Origin of the sequence: Aureimonas altamirensis (genome assembly GCF_023702225.1) — a bacterium.
Taxonomy (GTDB): domain Bacteria; phylum Pseudomonadota; class Alphaproteobacteria; order Rhizobiales; family Rhizobiaceae; genus Aureimonas; species Aureimonas altamirensis_B.
Genome location: NZ_JAMQCO010000004.1, coordinates 325,252 through 346,083 on the forward strand (window position 1 = coordinate 325,252; position 20,832 = coordinate 346,083).

A 20,832-nucleotide genomic window follows, 5' to 3' on the forward strand; every position below is an offset into this window, starting at 1 on the left:
TCCATCTCTTTGACGGATCGTCCGATGCAAGACACCCAAGCTACACGTTGCGCCCCCATCGATGCAGACAGGCTTCAAGCCATGATGGATGCCGTACAACCGTTCGGGGGCGGCGAAGGCGGGGCAATGACCCGCCTGACCCTGTCCCGAGAGGATGGCAAGGCCCGCGACTGGTTGGCGGCATGGTTTTCCGCAAACGGCTTTTCGCCGAAGGTGGATGCCATCGGCAACCAGTTCGGCTTTCTCGACCTTGCCGGCCCGGACGCGCCGCTCGTCATGGTGGGCTCACACCTCGACAGTCAGCCCAATGGCGGGCGCTTCGACGGGACGCTCGGCGTCCTGTCCGCCTGCGAGGCCATCCTGGCCGTCCGCGATTCGCTTGAAAAGAGTGGAAACACCGCTGCCTGCAACTTCGCCGTGGCCAACTGGACCAACGAAGAAGGCGCCCGCTTCCAGCCCAGCCTTCTCGGCAGCAGCGTGTTCACCGGCGCGGCCGAACTGGACTGGGCGCTCGATCGCCGCGACGGCAGCGGCATCACCGTGCGCGAGGCACTTGCCGACATCGGCTATGCAGGCACCGACAGGGTGCGTGTGCCCGACGCACTGATCGAGCTTCACATCGAGGGCGGCCCGTTCCTGGACCGCGAGCGGGAGCGCTTCGGCGCCTTTACCCGGTTCTGGGGTGCCACCAAGTACCGCCTGGCCTTCATCGGCCGGCAGGCCCACACGGGACCGACGCCCATGGCCGAGCGCAAGGATGCGCTGCTGGCCGCCGCGCATGTCATAACCGGCTTGAAGGCGCTGGCGGGCGAGCATGGCCTGGAGTTGCACACCTCGGTAGGTCGTCTTGAGGTCTATCCCAATTCGCCGAACACCGTGCCCGGCGAGGCGGTACTGTTCATCGAGCTTCGCTCCGGCTCGCCGGAGGTGCTGGAAGCGGCTGAAGTGCGGCTGAACTCCATGATCGTCGATGCGGCAGAGGCTGTCGGCATCTCCTACGAGATCCGCTCCATCGACCGGCGCGCCGCCGGGCGCATGGACGCCGGCCTGATACGGCTGGCCGAGCGCGCGGCCAGGGCGCACGGTTCCGGGACGAGACACCTGGACACGATCGGCGGCCATGATGCCGTGAGCCTGTCGGCGGTATGCCCTGCCATCGTGCTGGCAGTGCCCAGCGTCGACGGCGTCATCCATCATCCGACGGAATATACGCGGCCCGAGGACCAGGCGTTCGGCACGCAGATCCTGGCCGACATGCTCATGATCCTCGCGACCGAGGGCATGGCCGCGGTTACCCGGGAGGAAACCCCGGCATGAAGCCGCTCGGCGCACCGATGGACCGCCAGGAAAGGTTGGCGGAGGATGCCCTTTCGTCCGTGCCGTTTCTCGACCCGCACTCGGTGCGCTACGAGCCTGCCATGTCCGGTGCCGCATCTCCCTCCTACCAGGGAGTCGAGTCGACGCTCTATCGCGTTACGCAGGCGGATAGCGAACAGCCGTCGCTTTTCCTGAAGGTGCATCAGGCCGAGTGTACCGACCTCTTCGATCCGGCTTTCGCCTTCAAGGCCGGCAGGAGGCTTGCGGAGCTGGACCTGACGCCCGAACCGCTGCATCTCGCGGCGGACCAGGGAGCGGTCCTGTTTCGCCTGCTCGGCCCGGAATGGCGGCCGGCAACGTTGGACCTGCTCGGGACGGAAACGTGCCTTTCCGCTGTGGTAGAGGCGCTCCGTCGCGTTACGCAAGGCCCACCGCTCGGAAAAGGCTGGACGGTCTTCGATGGCATCGCCGACATGCGCGCCCGCCTCGGCGCGGAGGCGGAAACGCTTCCGGACGATGCATGGTGGCTGTTCGACGGCGTTGCCGCCATCGCCGACGCGCTTGCTGCGGCGGGCGCCGATAGCCGGCCCGCCCACGGCGACCCGCATGCCACGAACATCATGCTCGGCCCTGATGGCGCGGTCCGCCTGGTGGATCTCGACATGGCCTGCGACACGGACCCGCATTACCAGTTGGCGGCGCTCCTTAACGAAGCCTGCCAGTTCGACAGCGAGATGCGGACCGGCATCGAGATGTGGAACGGGGTGTGGAGCGAGGCGCTGTACAACCGCTGCGTCGCCTATGCGGCGGCCGACGATCTTTACTGGGGCCTGAGAGCCCTTCTGCTCGACCGCCTTTCGCCCCGAACTTCGCTGGAGTTCCGCAAATATGCGGGTTGGCGCCTTCTGCGCTGCCGGATGCGCGTCAATCGTCCCGGGTTCGAGGAAACGCTGAGGAGGCTTGGATGATTCCTGTGGGCCGTGCCGCCACGGACGCGGAACGCATGCTCGAAAACGCTGTCTCCGAAGTCGCCCCGTGGCGAGACCGGGCGATGCGCTATGCTTCCGTTTCGGGCGGTATCAGCAACGTCAACTGGCGGGTGGAAGTGGACGGCGAGCCGCACGCTTACTTCGTCAAGATACCTGGCCGCGGCACGGAAATGTTCATCGACCGGGCGGCCGCCCGTGCGGCGAGCCGCCAGGCCGAAGAAATCGGTCTCGGCCCGCGCACCTTCGACTATCTGGACCGGCGCGATGTCGAGATTGCCGAATTCGTCGAAGGGCGCCGCCCATCCACCCATCGCGACTTTGCCGTGCCGGCGATGCGCGCGGAGGCGATGCGCGTCTATAGGCGGTTCCACTCGGCACCGCTGCTGCCGCTGACCAAGACGGTCTTCGACATGATCGACGAGCACGAGCGCCAGGCAGCCGACCTCGGCGCCCACCTTCCCCCCGATCACGCGTGGCTGTGGCGGCAGTACCGGATAGCGCGGCAAGCACTGGAGGCCTCGGGCCTCGACCTCGTGCCCTGCTTCAACGACCCCATGCCCGGCAACTTCCTGATCGGCGACGACGGAACGATCCTCCTGATCGATTTCGAATACGCCTCCAACAACGACCGGATTTACGACCTCGCCATCTGGAGCGGCGAAATGTTCTTTCCCGAAAACGTGGACCGGTCGCTGATCGAGCTGTATTTCGGGCATTGCAGCGAGGCGCTCTATGCGCGGCTGGTGGTCCACAAGGCGTTGGCCGATATCAAGTGGTCCACCTGGGCGATGGTGCAGAACCGGGTGTCGACGCTGGAATTCGATTTCTACAAATACGGCATCTGGAAGCATATGCGCGCGCGCTCCATCATGAGCGATCCGCGCTGGCCCCATTATCTGAAAGCGCTTTGATCCGATGAGCCTGCAACCGGCCTCCGCCTCCGTGCCCCACAGCACCCTCCTCTCCTTTGCGGAAGACCTTGCCGACGCGGCACGGCCCATTGCGCTGTCGCATTTCCGCACGCGCCTTGACGTGGAATCCAAGGCCGACGACAGCCCCGTCACCATCGCCGACCGCGCGATCGAGGCGCGCCTTAGAGCCATGATCGAGCAACGCTACCCGACCCACGGCATCTTCGGCGAAGAAACCGGCGCGACGCCGGGCGACGGTTCGCTCTGGGTGATCGATCCGATCGATGGCACGAAAAGCTTCGTGACGGGGATACCGCTGTTCGGCACACTGCTGGCGCACCTGCACCACGGCGTGCCGGTTCTGGGTATCGTGGATATGCCCATACTGGGTGAAAGGTGGACGGCCGAGGCCGGAGGAACGGCACTGTTGAATGGCGTGCCGGTCCGCACCAGCGATTGCCGCACGCTGGCGTCCGCCCGCTTCATGACCACGTCGCCGGAAGGTTTCCGAGGCAGGGACGAGGCCGCCTACCTGCGGCTGTCCGGGGCCGTCGCACTGCGCCGCTTCGGAGGCGATTGCTATGGCTATGCGCTTCTGGCTTCCGGCCATTGCGACGTGATAGCCGAATGCGGATTGCAGCCCTATGATTACCTTGCCCTCGTGCCCGTGATCGAAAGCGCGGGCGGCGTGGTGAGCGACTGGAACGGCGCCCCGCTGGGGCTGAACTCGGATGGCCGGGTGCTGGCGGCGGCGACACCCGAGCTGCACCATGCGGCGATGGCCCTGCTGCAGGGCTGACGACTGCGGAAAGGAGCATCATGGGCTACGCCACCACGATCGAAGGAACCCGTTTCGCCTTCGCCGACCTGCGCGACCTTATGGCGAAGGCCACGCCCGAACGATCGGGCGACCAGCTCGCGGGGCTTGCCGCGCAGGGCCCCGTGGAACGCCTGGCCGCCCAGATGTGCCTTGCCGACCTGCCGCTCGACGCGTTCCTGCGGGAGGCCCTGATCGACGAGGACGAGGTCTCCGACCTCATAGCCTCCCGGCATGATTCGGCAGCCTTCGCGCCCGTCGCCGGGTTGACGGTGGGCGAGTTCCGGGAATGGCTGTTGTCTCCGGCTGCCGACGCAGATGCGCTGGAAAAGCTGACATGGGGCCTGACGCCCGAGATGGTCGCGGCCGTGTCGAAGCTCTGCCGCCTGCAGGATCTCGTCGCCATCGCCGCCAAGCGCCAGGTCATTACCCGCTTCCGCAGCACCATCGGCCTGCCGGGGCGGCTGTCCACCCGCAACCAGCCCAACCATCCGCGCGATGCCTCGGACGGCATCCTCGTTTCTGCGCTCGACGGCCTGCTGATGGGCTCGGGCGACGCCGTGATCGGCGTCAACCCGGCCACCGATACGCTGGAAGACTATATCCGCATCGTCGAGCTTCTGGAAACGCTGCGCCTGCGCCTTGCCATTCCGACGCAGAGCTGCTGCCTCGGCCACGTCACCGTCGCCATGGAAGCCATGGCGCGCGGCGCGCCCGTGGACCTCGTCTTCCAGTCCATCGCCGGTTCGCAGAAGGCCAATGCCGGCTTCGGCATCGACCTCGCCATCCTGCGGGAAGCCTCCGATGCCGGCCGTTCGCTGGGGCGCTGCCCCGCCGACGGTCAGTTCATGTATTTCGAGACGGGCCAGGGCGCGGCCCTTTCGGCCGACGCCCATTTCGGTGTCGACCAGCAGACGATGGAAGCGCGCGCCTATGCCGTCGCGCGCGAATTCTCGCCCCTGCTCGTCAATACGGTCGTCGGATTCATCGGGCCGGAATATCTCTACAACGGCAAGCAGATCGTGCGGGCCGGACTCGAAGACCACTTCTGCGGCAAGCTTCTCGGCCTGCCGATGGGCGTCGACGTCTGCTACACCAACCATGCCGACGCCGACGGCGAGGATATGGACGTTCTTTTGACCATGCTGTGCGCCGCCAACGTGCATTTCGTGATCACCGTGCCGGGGGCGGACGACATCATGTTGAACTACCAGTCGCTGTCGCACCATGACGCCGTCTTCGCGCGGGAATGCCTGCACCGCCGCCCTGCCCCGGAGTTCGAGGCCTGGCTGCACGAGACGGGGATCGTGGATCGGCAAGGCCGGCTGGCCGCGGATCCGGCGCTGATACCGCCGGCGCTGCGCGATGCCACCCGCATGATCGGCCAGGTCGCCGCATGACCGGCGAGCCTGAAGACGCAATGGCCGTATCGCCGTCGCGGCTGGACGAACTGCGCGATCGGACGCAAGCGCGCATCTCGCTCGGGGCGGTCGGCTCCGGCGTCCCCACGCACGCGGCATTGCGGTTCAACCTGGATCACGCGCGCGCGCGCGAGGCGGTGTGGACCGGCATGGACGCCGCAGCCCTGCGTAAGGCGCTGGGCCCGATCGGGGAAAGCGCCATCGAAGTGTACTCGGCGGCGTCCGACCGCGCGGAGTATCTGCGCAGGCCCGATCTCGGGCGCACCTTGTCGCAGGACAGCCGCAAGGCCCTGCAGGCGGCAGGCGGCCAGCGCGGCTTCGACATCGCGCTTGTCGTCGCGGACGGGCTCTCGGCAACCGCCGTCGCGCTCAACGCCGCGCCTCTGGCCACGGCGCTCGCCGACAAGGCTTCCGCCGCCGGCTGGACGATGGCGCCCGTGGTGATCGCCCATCAGGCGCGCGTCGCCTTGGGCGACTGGATCGGCGCGGAACTCGATGCGCGCTGCGTCGTCGTTCTGGTGGGAGAGCGGCCCGGCCTGTCGGCGGCCGACAGCCTGGGCGCCTACGTCACCTTCGGCGCCAGGCCCGGCACGCCGGATTCCGGCCGCAACTGCGTCTCCAACATACGAAGCGGCGGCTTGCCGGTGGACGATGCCGCCACGCAGATCGCCGGGCTCATCACGCTGATGATGGCGCAGAAGATCAGCGGTGTTCGGCTCAAGCGCCAGGACCTCCTGACCCAGGGCCAACCAGGGTAACGCTTTTCTCTTTAATACACAAAATCGATAGATTATTCTTTTCCCTGCGTCTCGTCGCCGCCTAGCCTGTGTCCATGAACGAGGACAGCGAGGGCGACATGACGAAACCGAAACTCGTGGCATTTGCCGGTTCCTACAACAGGCCATCGCGGACGGTTTCGCTTCTGCAGGAGATCGCGGATCGCGCGGCGCTGGCCTACGGCTTTTCCGGCACCGTCCACGACCTCGGCGATGTCGGTCCCTCGCTCGGGGCTGCGCAATGGCCCTCGCAACTCGACGAGACGGCGGCCGGCATCGTGGCGAAGGTAACGCAAGCCGATCTGGTGGTGATCGGATCGCCGACCTTCAAGGGCTCCTACCCCGGCCTTTTCAAGCACTTCGTGGACCTGATCCAGCCCGAGGCGCTGCGGGGCAAACCGGTGCTGATCGCCGCAACCGGCGGCGGCGACCGCCATGCCCTCATGGTCGAGCATCAGTTGCGGCCGCTGTTCGGCTTCTTCATGGCGCATACGCTGCCGACCGCCGTCTATGCCTCCACCTCGGATTTCCAGGATTACCGCGTCGCCGCCCCGGCCCTGTCGGCCCGTATCGACGAGGCGATCGCCGATATCGGAGCCTTCTTTCCCCGCCTGGCTACGGCAATCGCCGCCGAATGACCGGCCTACCGTCAACACACAGGAAAGCGACCACGATGAACTACCGATCCCTCTGGACTATCCTTGCCGTCGGGATATCCCTCCTGCCGCTCGATCCGGCCCTGGCGCAGGATCTGCGGATCGGCGTAGTGCCCGGGGCCTACGGCGACAGCGTTGCCAAGGCAGCCGAAATCGCCAGAGCCGAGAACATCGAGGTGGAGGTGATCGAGTTCACCGATTGGACGACGCCCAACGTCGCGCTTCAATCGGGCGATATCGATGTCAACTATTTCCAGCACAAGCCCTTTCTCGACAATGCCATCAAGGAACGCGGCTACGACTTCGCCATCGCCGGCGTTGGAGCACTGTCCAACATCGGTCTCTATTCCCTGCGCCACAAAAGCTTCGACGAGATCCCGGACGGGGGAACGGTCGCCATTCCCAACGACCCGGTCAACCAGGGTCGCGGCCTGCTGCTGCTGGAGCGCGCAGGGCTGATCGAGCTGAAGGAGGGCGTCGGCTTTCTCGGCACCCTCGACGACATCGTCGCCAATCCGCGCAACCTCACCTTCAACGAGGTGGAAGGGCCGCAACTCGTCCGGGTTACGCCCGACGTCGACCTGTCGGTCGGCTACCCGCACTTCATCGTGGCGTCGGGCACGTTCGACCCGTCGGCGGGGCTGATCTATTCCGGCATCGAGGACCGCCAGTTCGCCATCCGCTTCGTGACGCGCAGCCAGGACGCGGAGCGCGCCGACATCAAGCGCTTCATCGAGATCTACCAGTCTTCGCCCGAGGTCGCGGAGGTGATCGACACGGCCTTCGCCAAGGATCCGCAGCTCTACGTCCTGGCCTGGAAGAATTGAGGGAGCGGCGCTTGTCCATTCTGTTCGAGCCGCTGCAGCGGCATACACTCGAAACGCTGCCGCGCCGGAAGCCCACGGCCCGCCCGGCGGCGACGGCAAACCCGCCTGTCGACGGGCCGTCGCGCGGCGCCGGCTCCGTGCAACTGTCCGGTGTCGGCAAGATCTATGCGTCGAAGACAGGCGAAGTCGCAGCGCTGGCCGATATCGACCTGACGGTGCGTGCCGGCTCGATCTGCGGGATCATCGGCCGGAGCGGGGCCGGAAAATCGAGCCTTATCCGCCTGATCAACCGGCTGGAGAAGCCAAGCGGCGGCAGCGTCCTGGTCAACGGAGCGGACATAGCGGGGCTCGATACCGAAGGGCTGGTGAGGCTGCGCCGACGGATCGGCATGATCTTCCAGCATTTCAACCTTCTGTCCGCCAAGACGGTATGGGACAATGTCGCCCTGCCCCTTGCGGTGGCCGGCGTGCCGAAAGCGGAGATCGGGCCGCGCGTCGCACGGGCGCTCGACCTCGTCGGCCTGTCGGACAAGCGCAACGTCCATCCGGCGCGCCTGTCCGGCGGACAGAAGCAGCGTGTCGGCATCGCCCGCGCCATCGTCTCCGATCCGGAAATCCTGTTGTGCGACGAAGCGACCTCCGCGCTCGATCCGGAAACGACCTTGTCGATCCTGTCACTGCTGAAGGACATCAACCGGCGCCTCGGCCTGACGATCATCCTGATCACGCACGAGATGAGCGTCATCCGCGAGATCTGCGACGACGTCGTCGTCCTGGAAAAGGGGCGCATCGCCGAAAGCGGCCCGGCCTGGCAGGTATTCGGCAATCCGCAGGCCGATGCCACGCGTGCTCTGCTGCAGCCGCTGACGCGCGACCTGCCCGAGGATATCGCCGCCCGTCTGCAACCGACACGCGGCGGTCCTGACGACAGCACGCTCATCGCCCTGCACTACACCGGCGCAGACGGTCCGCCGGACCTGTCCGCCATCGCCGCGGCCCTGTCCGCGCCTGTCGCCGTTCTGCATGCCACGCTGGACCGCGTGCAGGGCCATACACATGGCCGGCTGCTGCTGGCCGTTTCCGGCAGCGTTCCGGCCCCGGAAACCCTCACCCGCCTGTCTCGAACCGCAAAGGTGATCGGCTATGTCCGCGACGATGCTTGAACGCCTGTGGAACGCCTTTCTGGATACCAGCCTGATGGTGGGCGTATCGGCCGGACTGGCGGTCCTGTTCGGTATTCCGCTGGCGGTCCTGCTGGTGGCGACCGCGCCCGGCGGCATCCGCCCCGCACCGCGCCTGAATGCCGTGCTCGGCGCCATCGTGAACGGGTTCCGCGCGACACCCTTCATCGTGCTGCTCGTCGCCCTCATTCCGCTGACCCGGCTTCTTGCCGGCACCACCATCGGTGTCTGGGCCGCCATCGTGCCATTGTCGATCAGCGCCACGCCTTTCTTTGCCCGGATCGCGGAAGTCAGCATCCGAGGCGTAGACCGCGGCCTGATCGAAGCAGCGCAGGCCATGGGCTGCCGGCGTCGGCACATCGTGCGCCATGTCCTTTTGCCGGAGGCGCTTCCCGGCATCGTCGGCGGCTTCACCATCACCGTCGTGACGATGATCGGCGCGTCCGCCATGGCCGGCGCCGTGGGCGCGGGCGGCCTTGGCGACATGGCGATCCGCTACGGATACCAGCGTTTCGATACCACGGTGATGCTGGCGGTCATCGCGGTGCTGATCGCCATGGTGATGAGCGTGCAGTTTATCGGCGACCGGGCGGTACGCGCTCTGTCCGATCGTTGAGATGGAGGAGATCGTCATGACGCCACGTCGACCCGAAGCGCCGGTGGCCCCGCGACGCATCGAAAGCCACCTGGAAGCCATCGAGGCAGCCCGCCGGCTTGCGGCGGCCTTCTCCGAAGGCGCTATAGACCGGGATCGCCATCGGCGGCTCCCCTTCGATGAAATCGCCGCCTATACGGCCAGCGGGCTTGGTACGCTGACGGTGCCGCGCGCGCATGGCGGGCCGGAACTGGGCCTGGCGACGCTGGTGGAGGTGTTCGAGATCATCTCGGCGGCGGATGCCTCCCTGGGCCAGATCCCGCAAAATCAGTTCGGCGTCGTCGCGCTGCTGCGCGACATCGGCACGCCGCAGCAGCAAAGCCGCTTCTTCGCCGACATCATGGCCGGCCACCGCATCGGCAATGCCGGCCCGGAAAAAGGCCGCCAGGCGTTGACGCACAACCGGACGCGGCTGCAACGCCGGGATGGACGGCTGGTGCTGACCGGCGAACGCTTCTACTCCACCGGAGCCATCTTCGCCCACTGGATACCCACCCGCGCCGCCGACGAAGAGGGACGCCCGGTGCAGGTCTGGGTGCGCCACGACGCGCCGGGCGTGCGCGTGGAAGACGACTGGCGCTCCTTCGGCCAACGCACCACCGCAAGCGGCACCGTCGTCTTCGACCATGTCGCGGTCGAGCCCGCCGACATCATTCCGGTCTGGCGGTTCGCCGATAAGCCCGGCCTTGCGGGGCCGATCTCGCAGTTGATCCAGGCAGCCATCGATAGCGGCATCGCCAGGGCCGCGCTGGACGACGCGGCCGCCTTCGTCCGCGACAAGGCAAGGCCCTGGATGGATTCCGGCCTGGACAGCGCACGGGACGATCCCACCATCATCCACGCCTTCGGCGCCCTGACCGCCGATCACCACGCCGCGCAGGCCGTGCTCTACGAGGCGGCCGCAACGCTGGAGGCCATCGGCTCGCGGCCCGTGACGGACGAAAGCAGCGCCGCCGCATCCGTGGCGGTGGCGGAAGCCAAGATCCTGACCACGGAAAGCGCACTGGCCGCCGCCGAAACCCTGTTCGACCTTGCGGGCGCGGCCTCGACGCGCGCCGGCCACGCGCTGGACAGGCATTGGCGCAACGCCAGGGTGCATACGCTGCACGATCCGGTACGCTGGAAGTACCACCTGATCGGCAATCACCAATTGAACGGCGCGTTGCCCGCGCGGCACCAGTGGAATTGAGCCATGTCGCTGGCGCACCATCAAACCGCCGCGGCGCAGGCCATCGCCACAATCGCAACCGACGAGGAAGCCATCGCGGTCGCGACGCGGCTCTCCGACGATTTCGCCGCTGATGCCGCGGAGCGGGACAGGCACCGCCGCCTGCCCTGGCGGGAACTGGAGCGGATGAGCGAGGCGGGGCTTTTCGGCATCACCGTGCCGCGCATCCACGGCGGCGCGGAGGTTTCCCCCGCCACGCTCGCCCGCGTCATCGCCATCCTGTCGCGCGGCGACGGCTCCATCGGCCAGATACCGCAGAACCACTTCTACGCGCTGGAGGTCCTGCGCGTCGGCGGCACCCCGCGGCAGCAGGCGAGCCTGTACGCCAAGGCGCTGGCCGGCCACCGCTTCGGCAACGCGCTCGCCGAAATCGGCAGGCGCGATTTCAAGCGCACCACGCGCCTGCGCCGCGAGGGCGGACGCGCCGTCCTGTCCGGCCGCAAGTTCTATTGCACCGGGGCGCTCTATGCCCGGACGATCCCGACGCTGGCCGTGGCGCAGGAGGGCGGGCGCGACATCTCCTACCTCGTCTTCGTTCCGCGCGATGCCGAGGGCGTCGACATCGTGGACGACTGGGACGGGTTCGGGCAGCGGGTCACCGGAAGCGGCACGGTGACCTTCGACGAGGTCGAGGTGGACGAAGCCGCCGTCGTGCCCTTCCAGGCGTCGTTCGAACGACCGACGACCATCGGCCCGTTCGCACAGCTGATGCATGCGGCGATCGACCTTGGCATCGGCGAAGCCGCCTATCGCGACATGCTGCATTTCATACGCAACAGGGCGCGGCCATGGCTGGATGCGAAGGTGGAGACGGCGGCGGACGACCCGCTGACGATCCACCGGGTCGGCGCGGTTCGGGTGGGGCTCAGGGCGGCGGAAGCCATGCTGGCGCGTGCCGGACGCATCGTGGCCGAGGCGCAGGCCGCCCCGGACGAGGATACGGTCGCGCGTGCCTCCATCGCGGTGGCGGAAGCACGCATCCATGCAACACGCGCCGGGCTGGATGCGGCCAACCGCCTGCTGGAGCTGGGCGGAACCTCCGCCAGCATGGAAGCGGACGGCCTCGACCGCCATTGGCGGAACGTCCGCACGCATACGCTGCACGACCCCGTCCGCTGGAAATACCAGGCCGTCGGCCAGTTCCATCTCAACAATCGGCGCCCTCCCCGCCACGGCGCGATCTGAAAGGCCATCATGCCCGGCAAAAAGGAAATCAGGCTCAACGCATTCTCGATGAACTGCGTCGGCCACATCAATCATGGGCTCTGGACCCATCCACGCGACCGATCCCTGGATTACACCGCGCTGCCATACTGGACGGGCCTGGCGCAGACGCTGGAGCGGGGCCTGTTCGACGGCGTTTTCCTGGCCGACATCGTCGGCGTCTACGACGTGTACGGCGGCAATGTCGACGTGACGCTGCGGGAATCGATCCAGCTGCCCATCAACGATCCGCTTCTCCTCGTACCGGCCATGGCGGCAGTGACGCAGAACCTCGGTTTCGGCGTAACCGTCAACGTGAACGTCGAGCATCCCTATACCTTCGCGCGCCGGCTCTCCACGCTCGACCACCTGACGGACGGCCGCATCGGCTGGAACATCGTCACCGGCTATCTCGACAGCGCGGCGCGCGCAGTCGGGCAAGACGCGCAAGCCGAGCACGACAGCCGCTACGACCGGGCCGAAGACTATCTGGCGCTGGCCCGCAAGCTCTGGGAGACGAGTTGGGAGGACGGCGCCGTGCGCCGCGACCGGCGCGGCCGCATCTATGCCGACCCGGCAAGGGTGCATCGCGTCCATCATGACGGGCCCTTCTATCGATCGGACGGATATCATTTGTCCGAACCGTCGCCGCAGCGCACGCCGGTCATCTATCAGGCAGGCTCTTCGGGCCGCGGCCTCCGCTTTGCGGCGGCCGAGGCGGAATGCGTCTTCATTGCCGCATCCGACAAGGCCCGTGCGCGATCCCTGTCGCGGCAGCTTCGCGCCGCGGTGGCCGAGGCCGGCCGCCATCCTGACGAGGTCAAGATATTCGTCGGCATCAGCGTCGTCGCCGACGAAACGGAGGCGCTCGCGCGCGAGCGGCATGCGGACTATCTGGCCCATGCCAGCCCCGAAGCCGGGCTGGCGCACTTCTCGGCCAGCACCGGAATCGACTTTTCCGGCTTCGACCTCGACGAACCCGTCGCCTATGGCAGCTCGAATGCCATCCAGTCCGCAACCAGCCTCGCCCGCGACAAGCGGTGGACCCGGCGGCAGCTTCTTGCGGAACTGGCTCTCGGCGGCCGCTATGCCACGATCGTCGGAGATGGTGGGCAGGTGGCGGAAGAACTTGCCTCGTGGATGGACGAAGGCGAGATCGACGGCTTCAACCTGACCAGGACCGTCGTCCCCGAAAGCTTCGAATCCTTCGTGCACCATGTCGTGCCGCAGATGCAGGAGCGTGGGCGGTACAAGACGGCCTATACGCCCGGCACGCTGCGCAACAAGCTGTTCGGCAGGGGCGACAGGCGGTCGGCCGCACTTTCGGCCACTGCCTTCGCATAGCGCGACACCTCGGGCAGGCCCATCAGTTCGCCGAAGGTTCCGCGCGCCAGCGGGCCGCCCACCAGAAGATCCGGCTGGGCGCGCCCATCCGCCGCCACCGCCCGGCCGTCTCGATCCGTTTCGATGCCCAGCCGCGTTGGATCCGGCCGAAGCAGGCCGGCCGCAGCCATGCGCGCCGGCAGCCCTTCGCCGGACAGGATGTCGCCATGCGAAGGCCCGGTCGTATTGATGACGGCGTCGAAAAGGCCGGTCCGCACCTGGCCTTCCCCCCGCAGCCGGTAGCGCACCTCCAACCCCTCGTCCGTTGCGGCGCCGGCCACCAGACGCGCCGCGACATGGCGGAATGTCCCTTCCCGTTCACGCCGCTCCAGCACGGCCTCCACCTGGGGCGCGATGCGAAAGCGATGCACGTCCCAGAAGGCGCGCAACCGCCGCACCAGGCGGATCCGTTCTGCCGGCGCCAAAGCCGTCCAGAGCTCCGGCCCGCAGTCGCGCACGTGATCCATCACCCATTGCCAGGGCGCGCCGGCCGCCGCCGCATGGGAAATCTCCAGGCGGATGGCCGCAACCAGCGGACGCACGCCCCTTTCCGCCGCCTCGCGGAAATCGGCCGTCCAGGCACCGGTCCGGGCGCTATGCCCCCGGGAGCGGAGGCCGTTGCGCGACAGGCACAGGATGGCTCCCCGATGACCGCGTCCATCCAGGGTCGCCACCATGTCGGCAGCCGTCAGGCCGGAACCGAGGATCAGGATGCGCGCCCGCTGCCCGATCGCATCGAGGGCGCCGGCCGCATAGGGGTCCGCAACGTAAGCGGGTGAGCCGGCGATGGGTGCCAGTTGCCGGGGCGTGCCTGGGCGCGGATGCGTCGCGGCCAGGATCAGGAGTTCGGCCGGCGCCGACGATCCGTCGGACAGCTTCACACTCCAGCCGCGCCCGTCGCGCACGGCCTCGATCGCCCATTGCCGCAGGTGCCGGACACGGCCATCGGCTAGGGCGGGCGCAAGCTGCTCTGCGACGTAGCGGCCGAAGAGGCCGCGCTGGGGAAAGAGCGCGCCTGTTGCCGGCCAGCATGCGGCGGGATCGTCGCGGCAGGCGGCGTCGGCGTCCAGCCAATCCTGGAAGTGATCCGGCTCGTCCGGCCGCAGGCTCATCCGCGCGGCCGGTACGTTGATACGGTGGGCGGGATCGGTGGCGGAGTAGGCAAGCCCGCACCCCAGCCGCGCCCTCGGCTCCACCACCCGGATCGGCAGGCTTGCCAGACGGGGCATGCGGGAAAGGTGATAGGCGATAGCGGCTCCGCTGAAGCCGCCGCCGACGATGACGACGCCGCGACGGGCTTCAGCCATGATCAGGAGGCGCTCGCGCTGCGGGCGGACGGGCGTTCGGAGCCGGCGATCGTCTCGCCGAAGGGGCCCGTATTCACGGACCGGTCCCGCCCCGGAATGGCGTGGTCGAGCGGCAGCCTGGGCAAGACCAGTTCTCCGAACGTGTAGGCTTCCTCCAGGTGAGGATAGCCGGACATGATGAATGTGTCGATGCCGAGCCGCCGGTAGGCGTCCATGCGCTCGGCGACCGTATCGGGATCGCCGACCAGCGCCGTGCCCGCGCCGCCGCGCACGAGGCCGACTCCCGCCCAGAGATTGGGGCTGACCTCCAGCCGGGACCGGTCGCCCTTGTGCAGCGCGCTCATGCGGCTCTGCCCGACCGAGTCCATCCGTGCGAAGATCTGCTGCGCCGAAGCGATCGTCGCATCGTCCAGCCGGCTAATCAGGTCATCGGCGGCGGCCCACGCCTTCTGCGTGGTATCGCGGACGATCACATGCAGCCGGATGCCGAAGGATACCTCCCGGCCCGCCTTCGCCGCCGCCTCGCGCACGGTATCCAGCTTGCGCTCCACCGCCTCCGGCGGCTCGCCCCAGGTCAGGTATTTGTCGATCGTGCGGGAGGCCACGTCGATACCCGCGTCGGACGAGCCGCCGAAGTAGAGCGGCGGATGCGGCGTCTGGTGCGGCGGGAACAGCAGCCGCCCATCCGCGATGCGGAAATGCCTGCCTTCATGCTCGACGGTCTCGCCGGCCAGCACCGCCTTGTAGATGTGGAGGAACTCCTCGGTGATCTCGTAGCGCTCGGCGTGCGACTGGAATATGCCGTCGCCGCCATTCTCCACCGGATCGCCGCCGGTGACGACGTTGATCAGCAGTCGTCCGCCCGAGAACCGGTCCAGCGTGGCCGTCATGCGGGCGGCGAGCGTCGGCGACTGCAGGCCCGGCCGGACGGCGACCAGAAAGCGCAAGCGCTCGGTCAGCGGAACGAGGGCCGACGCCGTCACCCAGCTATCCTCGCACGAGCGGCCGGTCGGCAGGAGAACGCCGTAATAGCCGAGCTGGTCCGCTGCGCGCGCAACCTGCGATAGATACGGAAGGTCCACCGCCCGTCCGCCCTCGGACGTGCCGAGGTAGCGGCTGTCGCCGTGTGTCGGCAGGAACCATAGAACCTTGATACGCCTGGGCTCGGCAGTCGACATGCGCTCTCTTCTCCGGTTGGACGATGCAGCAAGCCTAGCGGCCGGGCCAGCGCGCCGGCGAGGCAAGAAATGTCGTTATTGTACACAAAATTAATAGACTATTTCTCGTCTGCTCGTCGGCACGCGATCTAGCATCCCGGTCTCGTTTCCAGCCCCGGAGCATCGCCGATGACACGATTTGCATCCATCCTTGCCGGTTTGTCCGTGCTTCTTGCGGCAAGCACCGCATCCGCCGCCGAACTGGACGAGATCCGCATCGATTGGGCCACCTACAATCCGATCTCCATCCTGTTGAAGGAGAAAGGGTTGCTCGAGAAGGAATTCGAGGCCGACGGGATAGGCATCCGCTGGGTGCAGTCCGCCGGATCCAACAAGGCCCTGGAATTCCTGAACGCCCAGTCCATCGATTTCGGTTCGACGGCGGGCTCCGCCGCGCTGCTGGCGCGTGTGAACGGCAACCCGGTGAAGTCGATCTATGTCTATTCGAAGCCGGAATGGACCGCTCTCGTTGCGCGTGGCGACAGCGATATCGATCAGGTCGCAAATCTGAAGGGCAAGACGGTCGCGGTGACACGCGGTACGGATCCGCACGTCTTTCTCGTTCGCGCGCTTGCGGATGCGGGCCTGTCGGAACGCGATGTCAACCTGGTCCTGCTTCAGCACGCGGATGGCAAGACGGCCCTTCTGCGGGGCGACGTGGACGCCTGGGCCGGGCTCGACCCGCTCATGGCTTCCGCCGAGGTGGAGGACGGGGCAAAGCTGTTCTTCCGCGATCCAGACGCCAACACCTGGGGCGTCCTCAACACGCGGGACGACTTCGCCGACGAGCATCCCGAGATCGTCCAGCGCGTCCTGTCGATCTATGAGGAAGCGCGGCAGGCGGCAATCGCCGACCCGGCGGCCCTGCGGGCCCTTCTGATCGAAGCGACCGGCCTGCCGGAACCGGTGATCCGCCGCCAGCTCGAGCGGACGGAGATCACGCACTCCGCCATCGGAGATGCGCAGGCGGATACGATCGAGGCGGCCGGAAAGGCCCTGCAGCAGGCGGGCGTCATCGCGGCCGACGTGGATGTGGAACAGACGGTCGGCGCATTGATCGACAAGCGCTTCGGCAATCTCGGACAGTGAGTCGCCTGCGTTCCGCATTGATCGGCCTGGCGCTGCCGATCAGCCTTGGACTGGCATGGGAGGTGGCGGTGGCCATCGGCGTCTCGGATGGACGGCTGCTGCCGCCACCGTCGCGCATCTGGGCGGAACTGGTGCGCCTGTCGGCCAACGGCGCCCTCGCCGAACATGCGGGAATCACGTCGTGGCGCGTGGCGACCGGCTTTCTCGCGGGCGCACTGGCCGGAACAGTCACCGGCGCCATCACCGGCTACTGGCGTCTCGCCCGCGAAACGCTCGACCCGTCGCTGCAGGCGTTGCGCTCCATCCCCTCCATCGCCTGGGTTCCCCTGTTCATCCTGTGGTTCGGCATATTCGAGACCTCCAAGGTCATGCTGATCGCCGTCGGCGTCTTCTTCCCCGTCTATCTCGGCGTCAGCACCGCATTATCGGCAGTGGATCGCAAGATCGTGGAGGTCGGCCGCATCCACCGCCTGACGCCGGCGGGAACGATCCTGCGCATCCTCCTGCCTTCGATCCTGCCGGCCTATGTCACCGCGCTGCGCACCGGCCTCGGCCTCGGCTGGATGTTCGTGGTGGCGGCCGAGTTCATGGGCGCTTCGGCCGGGCTCGGCTATCTTCTGGTGGATGGGCAGCAACTCGGCAAGCCAACGCAGATCGTTGCCGCGATCCTGGCCTTCGCCGTTCTGGGCAAACTGTCCGATGCCCTCCTGGAAGCCGCCTTCGCACCGCTGCTGGGCTGGCAGGACACCCAGGGAAAGGAGGTTTGAAGTGCTGTCCATAGACCGCCTGGACAAGACCTTTCGCAACGGCACCATCGCCCTGTCCGGGTTGAATCTGACCGTGGGCGAAGGCGAGATCGTTGCGCTGGTGGGCGGCTCCGGCTGCGGAAAATCTACCCTGCTTCGGCTCGTTTCCGGCCTCGACACGGCCAGCGGCGGCGAAATCCGCCTGAACGGGGCGCGGATCGAAGGTCCGATAGAGCGGATAGGGCTGGTGTTCCAGGAGCCGCGCCTGCTTCCGTGGCTCAACGTCGCCCGCAATATCGGCTTCGGGCTTTCGCATCTCTCCGATGCCGAGCGCGCGACGCGGGTGGATGCCCTGCTGAACGCGGTGCAATTGCCGACCTACGGCCGGCGTTGGCCAAAAGAGTTGTCGGGCGGTCAGGCACAGCGGGTGGCCATCGCCCGGGCCCTTGCCCCGGAACCGTCCGTGCTGCTGATGGACGAGCCGTTCTCCGCGCTGGACGCCATCACCCGGACCGAGCTCCAGGACCATCTGGTCGCGCTGTGGCAGACCCACAAACGGACCTTCCTCGTCGTGACGCACGATATAGAAGAGGCCGTTGCGCTGGCCGACAGGGTCATCGTCATGCGCGCACATCCGGGCCGGATCTTTGCGGACATACGCATTTCCGTTCCACGCCCGCGCATCCGCACGACGGCCGCTTTCGAGACGGCCGTACGCGACGTCCGGCTTGCCCTGGACGAGGCGATCGGCCGGCGCTCCGCGCCGGCCGCCGTCAATGGCTGATCATCCATGGCCGCGCCGACGGAAAGGTCTTTGCGCCGCCGGCGGTATGGACGGCCTTGCCGGCCTTGGCCCGGCTCTTGTCGCCGCAACATCCGCAACCGGCCGGATGCCGCCCGGAAGAGCGGGCCGGCTCGTGCCGGCTCCGCTCGTTGGTGGCCATCGCCTTGCGCCGCATCGGGTCCATCCCCGCAACGAAGGGCGCCGACAAGATCACCCGCTCGCCGGCCCTCCCGCAGCCTGGGCAGGGGGCCGGCTCGGCCGCGCGCGCCATCGGGGCGAGCGTGGAAAACGACCCGCACTCCGCGCATTCGTAATCGTAGAACGGCATGTTGCCCCCTTCGCTCTCGTTCAAAGGTCCTGGGCGATCGGCATGTCGATCGAACCGTCCAGATATTTCTGTGGGCCGGCGGCGCTTGGGCTGATGTCGAAATCGAATATCTGCGTCGGCAGCCACAGGGTGGCGCAGCTGTTCGGTATGTCGACCACGCCGGAGAAATGGCCTTGCACCGGCGCAACGCCCAGGATCGAGTGCGCCTGCGCGGGCGAATAGCCGAACTTGGTCAGGTAGGAGATCGCGTTCAGGCAGGCCTGCCGATAGGCGACATTGGCGTCCAGATAGTGCTGGGTGCCGGATTCATCGACGGAGATGCCCTCGAAGATGAGGTAGTCGTTGTAGTTCGGCGTGATCGGCGACGGCTTGAAGATCGGGTTCCTGATCCCGTACAGCGCCATGCCGTCCTTGATGATGTTGACGCGAATGTGCAGCCAGGCGCCGAACATCTCGATGGCGCCGCAAAAGGTAATCTCGCCGTCACCCTGGCTGAAATGCATGTCGCCCATCGAAAGGCCGGCCCCGTCGACATAGACCGGAAAGAAGATCTTGGACCCGCGGGACAGGTCCTTGATGTCGCAATTGCCGCCATGCTCGCGCGGGGGGACGGTGCGCGCCCCTTCGGCCGCCACGCGGTCCCGGTCGGCGCCGGTCAGCTTGCCCAGATGCGCCGTTGCGGCGAAAGGCGGGTTCGCCAGCGGCGGCACGCGCCCCGGATCCGTATCGATCAGCGCCTGCTCCCGCGTGTTCCAGGTGTCCAGCAGCGCCTTGTCCGGCAGCGTCCCGATCAGGCCGGGGTGGATAAGCCCGGCGAAGCCGACGCCCGGCACGTGCCGCGAGCGCGTGAACAGGCCCTCGTAGTGCCATACCGATTTCTGCGCGAGGGGGAAGTGGTCGGTCAGGAAGCCGCCGCCGTTCTTCTTGGAGAAGAAGCCGTTGAAACCCCATTCATGGCCTTTCAGCGTACCGGCGTCGAGGATATCGACCACCAGCAGATCGCCCGGCCTGGCGCCCTTCACGCCGATGGGCCCCGACAGGTAATGCACCGTGGACAGGTCCACGTCGCGGATATCCTCCGCGCTGTCATCGTTCTTGATGGCGCCGCCCGTCCAGTCCACCGTCTCGACGAGGAAATCCGCGCCGGGTTCCACCCATACGGCGATGGGGATGTCCGGATGCCAGCGATTGTGCAGCATCTCGTTTTCCGTCGCGGGACGGGACAGGTCCACGGAAATCAGGGTATCAGGCATGAAACGCTCCTGTTGTCGGTTGCAACTGCGGTCTTGCCCCGTCCGTCATACGGACAGGTAGCGGGTGATCTGCGCCTCGTCGACCAAGGCAGCCGGCGTATCGTGGACGAGCTCGCCGTTCTCGATCACGAGCACCCGGTCGGCGATATCGAGTGCAAAGGAGAGGACCTGTTCGGACACGACGATGGCCAGGCCCTTGTCGTCGCGGATCCGGCGCAGGGTGCGCCCCATCTCGCGGATGATGGAAGGCTGGATACCCTCGGTCGGCTCGTCCAGAAGCAGCACCTTGGGGCGCGAGGCCAGCGCGCGGGCGATGGCCAGCTGCTGCTGCTGCCCGCCTGAAAGGTTGCCGCCGCGCCGGCGTCCCATTTCGGCCAGCACGGGAAACAGCTCGTACAGGTCGCCCGGCACGTCGCGCTCTCCCGTGACGGTCAGCCCCGTCTCGATGTTCTCGCGCACCGTCATGGTGGAAAAGATCATCCGCCCCTGCGGCACGTAGCCGAGGCCGCTGCGCACCCGGACATGGCTTCTGGCCGAGGTCAGGTCGGCGCCGTCGACCTGCACGCGCCCGTCGCGCGTCGGGATGATGCCCATCAGGGATTTCATGAGCGTCGTCTTGCCCATGCCGTTGCGGCCCATGATGGCGACGATCTCCCCGGCGCCGACACGGAAATCCAGCCCGTGCAGTACCTCGCTCGAACCGTAGGAAACCCGCAAACCGTTCACGTCCAGCATAGTGCAACC

At 67.1% G+C, this 20,832-nt stretch carries 21 protein-coding genes; 16 read left to right on the plus strand and 5 right to left on the minus strand.

Features of this window, described 5'->3' with window-relative positions; genetic code table 11:
• Nucleotides 1–24 precede the first annotated feature (24 nt).
• The 13 genes from NDN16_RS09045 (at nt 25) to NDN16_RS09105 (ending at nt 13,325) form a co-directional block, all read left to right on the plus strand.
• Nucleotides 25–1,317, plus strand: coding sequence for a Zn-dependent hydrolase (locus tag NDN16_RS09045; RefSeq protein ID WP_251113287.1), 1,293 nt, complete (start codon nt 25–27; stop codon nt 1,315–1,317).
• The gene (locus tag NDN16_RS09050) at nt 1,314–2,285 is read left to right on the plus strand and encodes an aminoglycoside phosphotransferase family protein (protein ID WP_251113288.1); all 972 of its coding nucleotides are present in this window, start codon (nt 1,314–1,316) and stop codon (nt 2,283–2,285) included. Before NDN16_RS09045 ends, NDN16_RS09050 begins: the two co-directional genes overlap by 4 nt.
• On the plus strand, nt 2,282–3,217 hold the full coding sequence (locus NDN16_RS09055) for a phosphotransferase (protein WP_251113289.1): 936 nt from the start codon (nt 2,282–2,284) through the stop codon (nt 3,215–3,217). Before NDN16_RS09050 ends, NDN16_RS09055 begins: the two co-directional genes overlap by 4 nt.
• Nucleotides 3,218–3,221: 4 nt before the next feature.
• Entirely contained in the window at nt 3,222–4,016 is a 795-nt protein-coding gene (hisN, locus tag NDN16_RS09060) for a histidinol-phosphatase (protein ID WP_251113290.1), read from the plus strand.
• 20 nt (nt 4,017–4,036) lie between these two features.
• On the plus strand, nt 4,037–5,434 hold the full coding sequence (locus tag NDN16_RS09065; RefSeq protein ID WP_251113291.1) for an ethanolamine ammonia-lyase subunit EutB: 1,398 nt from the start codon (nt 4,037–4,039) through the stop codon (nt 5,432–5,434).
• The gene (eutC, locus tag NDN16_RS09070) at nt 5,431–6,213 is read left to right on the plus strand and encodes an ethanolamine ammonia-lyase subunit EutC (protein ID WP_251113292.1); all 783 of its coding nucleotides are present in this window, start codon (nt 5,431–5,433) and stop codon (nt 6,211–6,213) included. The genes NDN16_RS09065 and eutC overlap by 4 nt, the downstream gene beginning before the upstream one ends.
• Nucleotides 6,214–6,311: 98 nt before the next feature.
• Nucleotides 6,312–6,869, plus strand: a complete 558-nt coding sequence (gene msuE / locus NDN16_RS09075; RefSeq protein ID WP_251113293.1) for an FMN reductase — start codon at nt 6,312–6,314, stop codon at nt 6,867–6,869.
• A 35-nt stretch (nt 6,870–6,904) separates the two neighbouring features.
• Complete coding sequence (locus NDN16_RS09080) at nt 6,905–7,714, plus strand: MetQ/NlpA family ABC transporter substrate-binding protein (RefSeq protein WP_251113294.1); 810 nt, start codon at nt 6,905–6,907, stop codon at nt 7,712–7,714.
• A gap of 17 nt (nt 7,715–7,731) precedes the next feature.
• A complete protein-coding gene (locus tag NDN16_RS09085) occupies nt 7,732–8,877 on the plus strand; it encodes a methionine ABC transporter ATP-binding protein (RefSeq protein ID WP_435301084.1) in 1,146 nt (381 codons plus the stop codon).
• Nucleotides 8,858–9,511: a methionine ABC transporter permease gene (locus NDN16_RS09090; protein ID WP_251113296.1), complete on the plus strand. Its 654-nt coding sequence runs from the start codon at nt 8,858–8,860 to the stop codon at nt 9,509–9,511. The genes NDN16_RS09085 and NDN16_RS09090 overlap by 20 nt, the downstream gene beginning before the upstream one ends.
• A 16-nt stretch (nt 9,512–9,527) precedes the next feature.
• Nucleotides 9,528–10,739, plus strand: coding sequence for an SfnB family sulfur acquisition oxidoreductase (locus tag NDN16_RS09095; RefSeq protein WP_251113297.1), 1,212 nt, complete (start codon nt 9,528–9,530; stop codon nt 10,737–10,739).
• A gap of 3 nt (nt 10,740–10,742) precedes the next feature.
• Nucleotides 10,743–11,963, plus strand: a complete 1,221-nt coding sequence (locus tag NDN16_RS09100; RefSeq protein ID WP_251113298.1) for an SfnB family sulfur acquisition oxidoreductase — start codon at nt 10,743–10,745, stop codon at nt 11,961–11,963.
• A 9-nt stretch (nt 11,964–11,972) separates the two neighbouring features.
• Nucleotides 11,973–13,325, plus strand: coding sequence for an LLM class flavin-dependent oxidoreductase (locus tag NDN16_RS09105; protein ID WP_251113299.1), 1,353 nt, complete (start codon nt 11,973–11,975; stop codon nt 13,323–13,325).
• Here the strand turns inward: NDN16_RS09105 and NDN16_RS09110 are convergent.
• Nucleotides 13,241–14,671, minus strand: coding sequence for an FAD/NAD(P)-binding protein (locus tag NDN16_RS09110; RefSeq protein ID WP_251113300.1), 1,431 nt, complete (start codon nt 14,669–14,671; stop codon nt 13,241–13,243). The two genes, NDN16_RS09105 and NDN16_RS09110, sit on opposite strands and share 85 nt — an antisense overlap.
• Nucleotides 14,672–14,673: 2 nt before the next feature.
• Nucleotides 14,674–15,849, minus strand: a complete 1,176-nt coding sequence (gene ssuD / locus NDN16_RS09115) for an FMNH2-dependent alkanesulfonate monooxygenase (protein WP_251113301.1) — start codon at nt 15,847–15,849, stop codon at nt 14,674–14,676.
• Nucleotides 15,850–16,017: 168 nt separating this feature from the next.
• Between ssuD and NDN16_RS09120 the strand changes: the two genes are divergently transcribed.
• The 3 genes from NDN16_RS09120 to NDN16_RS09130 are packed head-to-tail and all read left to right on the plus strand — an operon-like array spanning nt 16,018 to nt 18,507.
• On the plus strand, nt 16,018–16,977 hold the full coding sequence (locus tag NDN16_RS09120) for an aliphatic sulfonate ABC transporter substrate-binding protein (protein WP_251113302.1): 960 nt from the start codon (nt 16,018–16,020) through the stop codon (nt 16,975–16,977).
• Nucleotides 16,974–17,744 carry an ABC transporter permease gene (locus NDN16_RS09125; protein ID WP_251113303.1) on the plus strand — a complete coding sequence of 257 codons (771 nt, stop codon included), beginning with the start codon at nt 16,974–16,976 and terminating at the stop codon, nt 17,742–17,744. The genes NDN16_RS09120 and NDN16_RS09125 overlap by 4 nt, the downstream gene beginning before the upstream one ends.
• A 1-nt stretch (nt 17,745) precedes the next feature.
• Complete coding sequence (locus tag NDN16_RS09130; protein WP_251113304.1) at nt 17,746–18,507, plus strand: ABC transporter ATP-binding protein; 762 nt, start codon at nt 17,746–17,748, stop codon at nt 18,505–18,507.
• Here the strand turns inward: NDN16_RS09130 and NDN16_RS09135 are convergent.
• Genes NDN16_RS09135 through urtE form a run of 3 tightly spaced genes read right to left on the minus strand, consistent with a single transcriptional unit; the run spans nt 18,497 to nt 20,823 of the window.
• Nucleotides 18,497–18,835: a zinc ribbon domain-containing protein gene (locus NDN16_RS09135; protein WP_251113305.1), complete on the minus strand. Its 339-nt coding sequence runs from the start codon at nt 18,833–18,835 to the stop codon at nt 18,497–18,499. The two genes, NDN16_RS09130 and NDN16_RS09135, sit on opposite strands and share 11 nt — an antisense overlap.
• A 20-nt stretch (nt 18,836–18,855) precedes the next feature.
• Nucleotides 18,856–20,088 carry a formamidase gene (gene fmdA / locus NDN16_RS09140; RefSeq protein WP_251113306.1) on the minus strand — a complete coding sequence of 411 codons (1,233 nt, stop codon included), beginning with the start codon at nt 20,086–20,088 and terminating at the stop codon, nt 18,856–18,858.
• A 45-nt stretch (nt 20,089–20,133) separates the two neighbouring features.
• The gene (gene urtE, locus NDN16_RS09145) at nt 20,134–20,823 is read right to left on the minus strand and encodes an urea ABC transporter ATP-binding subunit UrtE (protein ID WP_251113307.1); all 690 of its coding nucleotides are present in this window, start codon (nt 20,821–20,823) and stop codon (nt 20,134–20,136) included.
• Nucleotides 20,824–20,832: the final 9 nt, after the last annotated feature.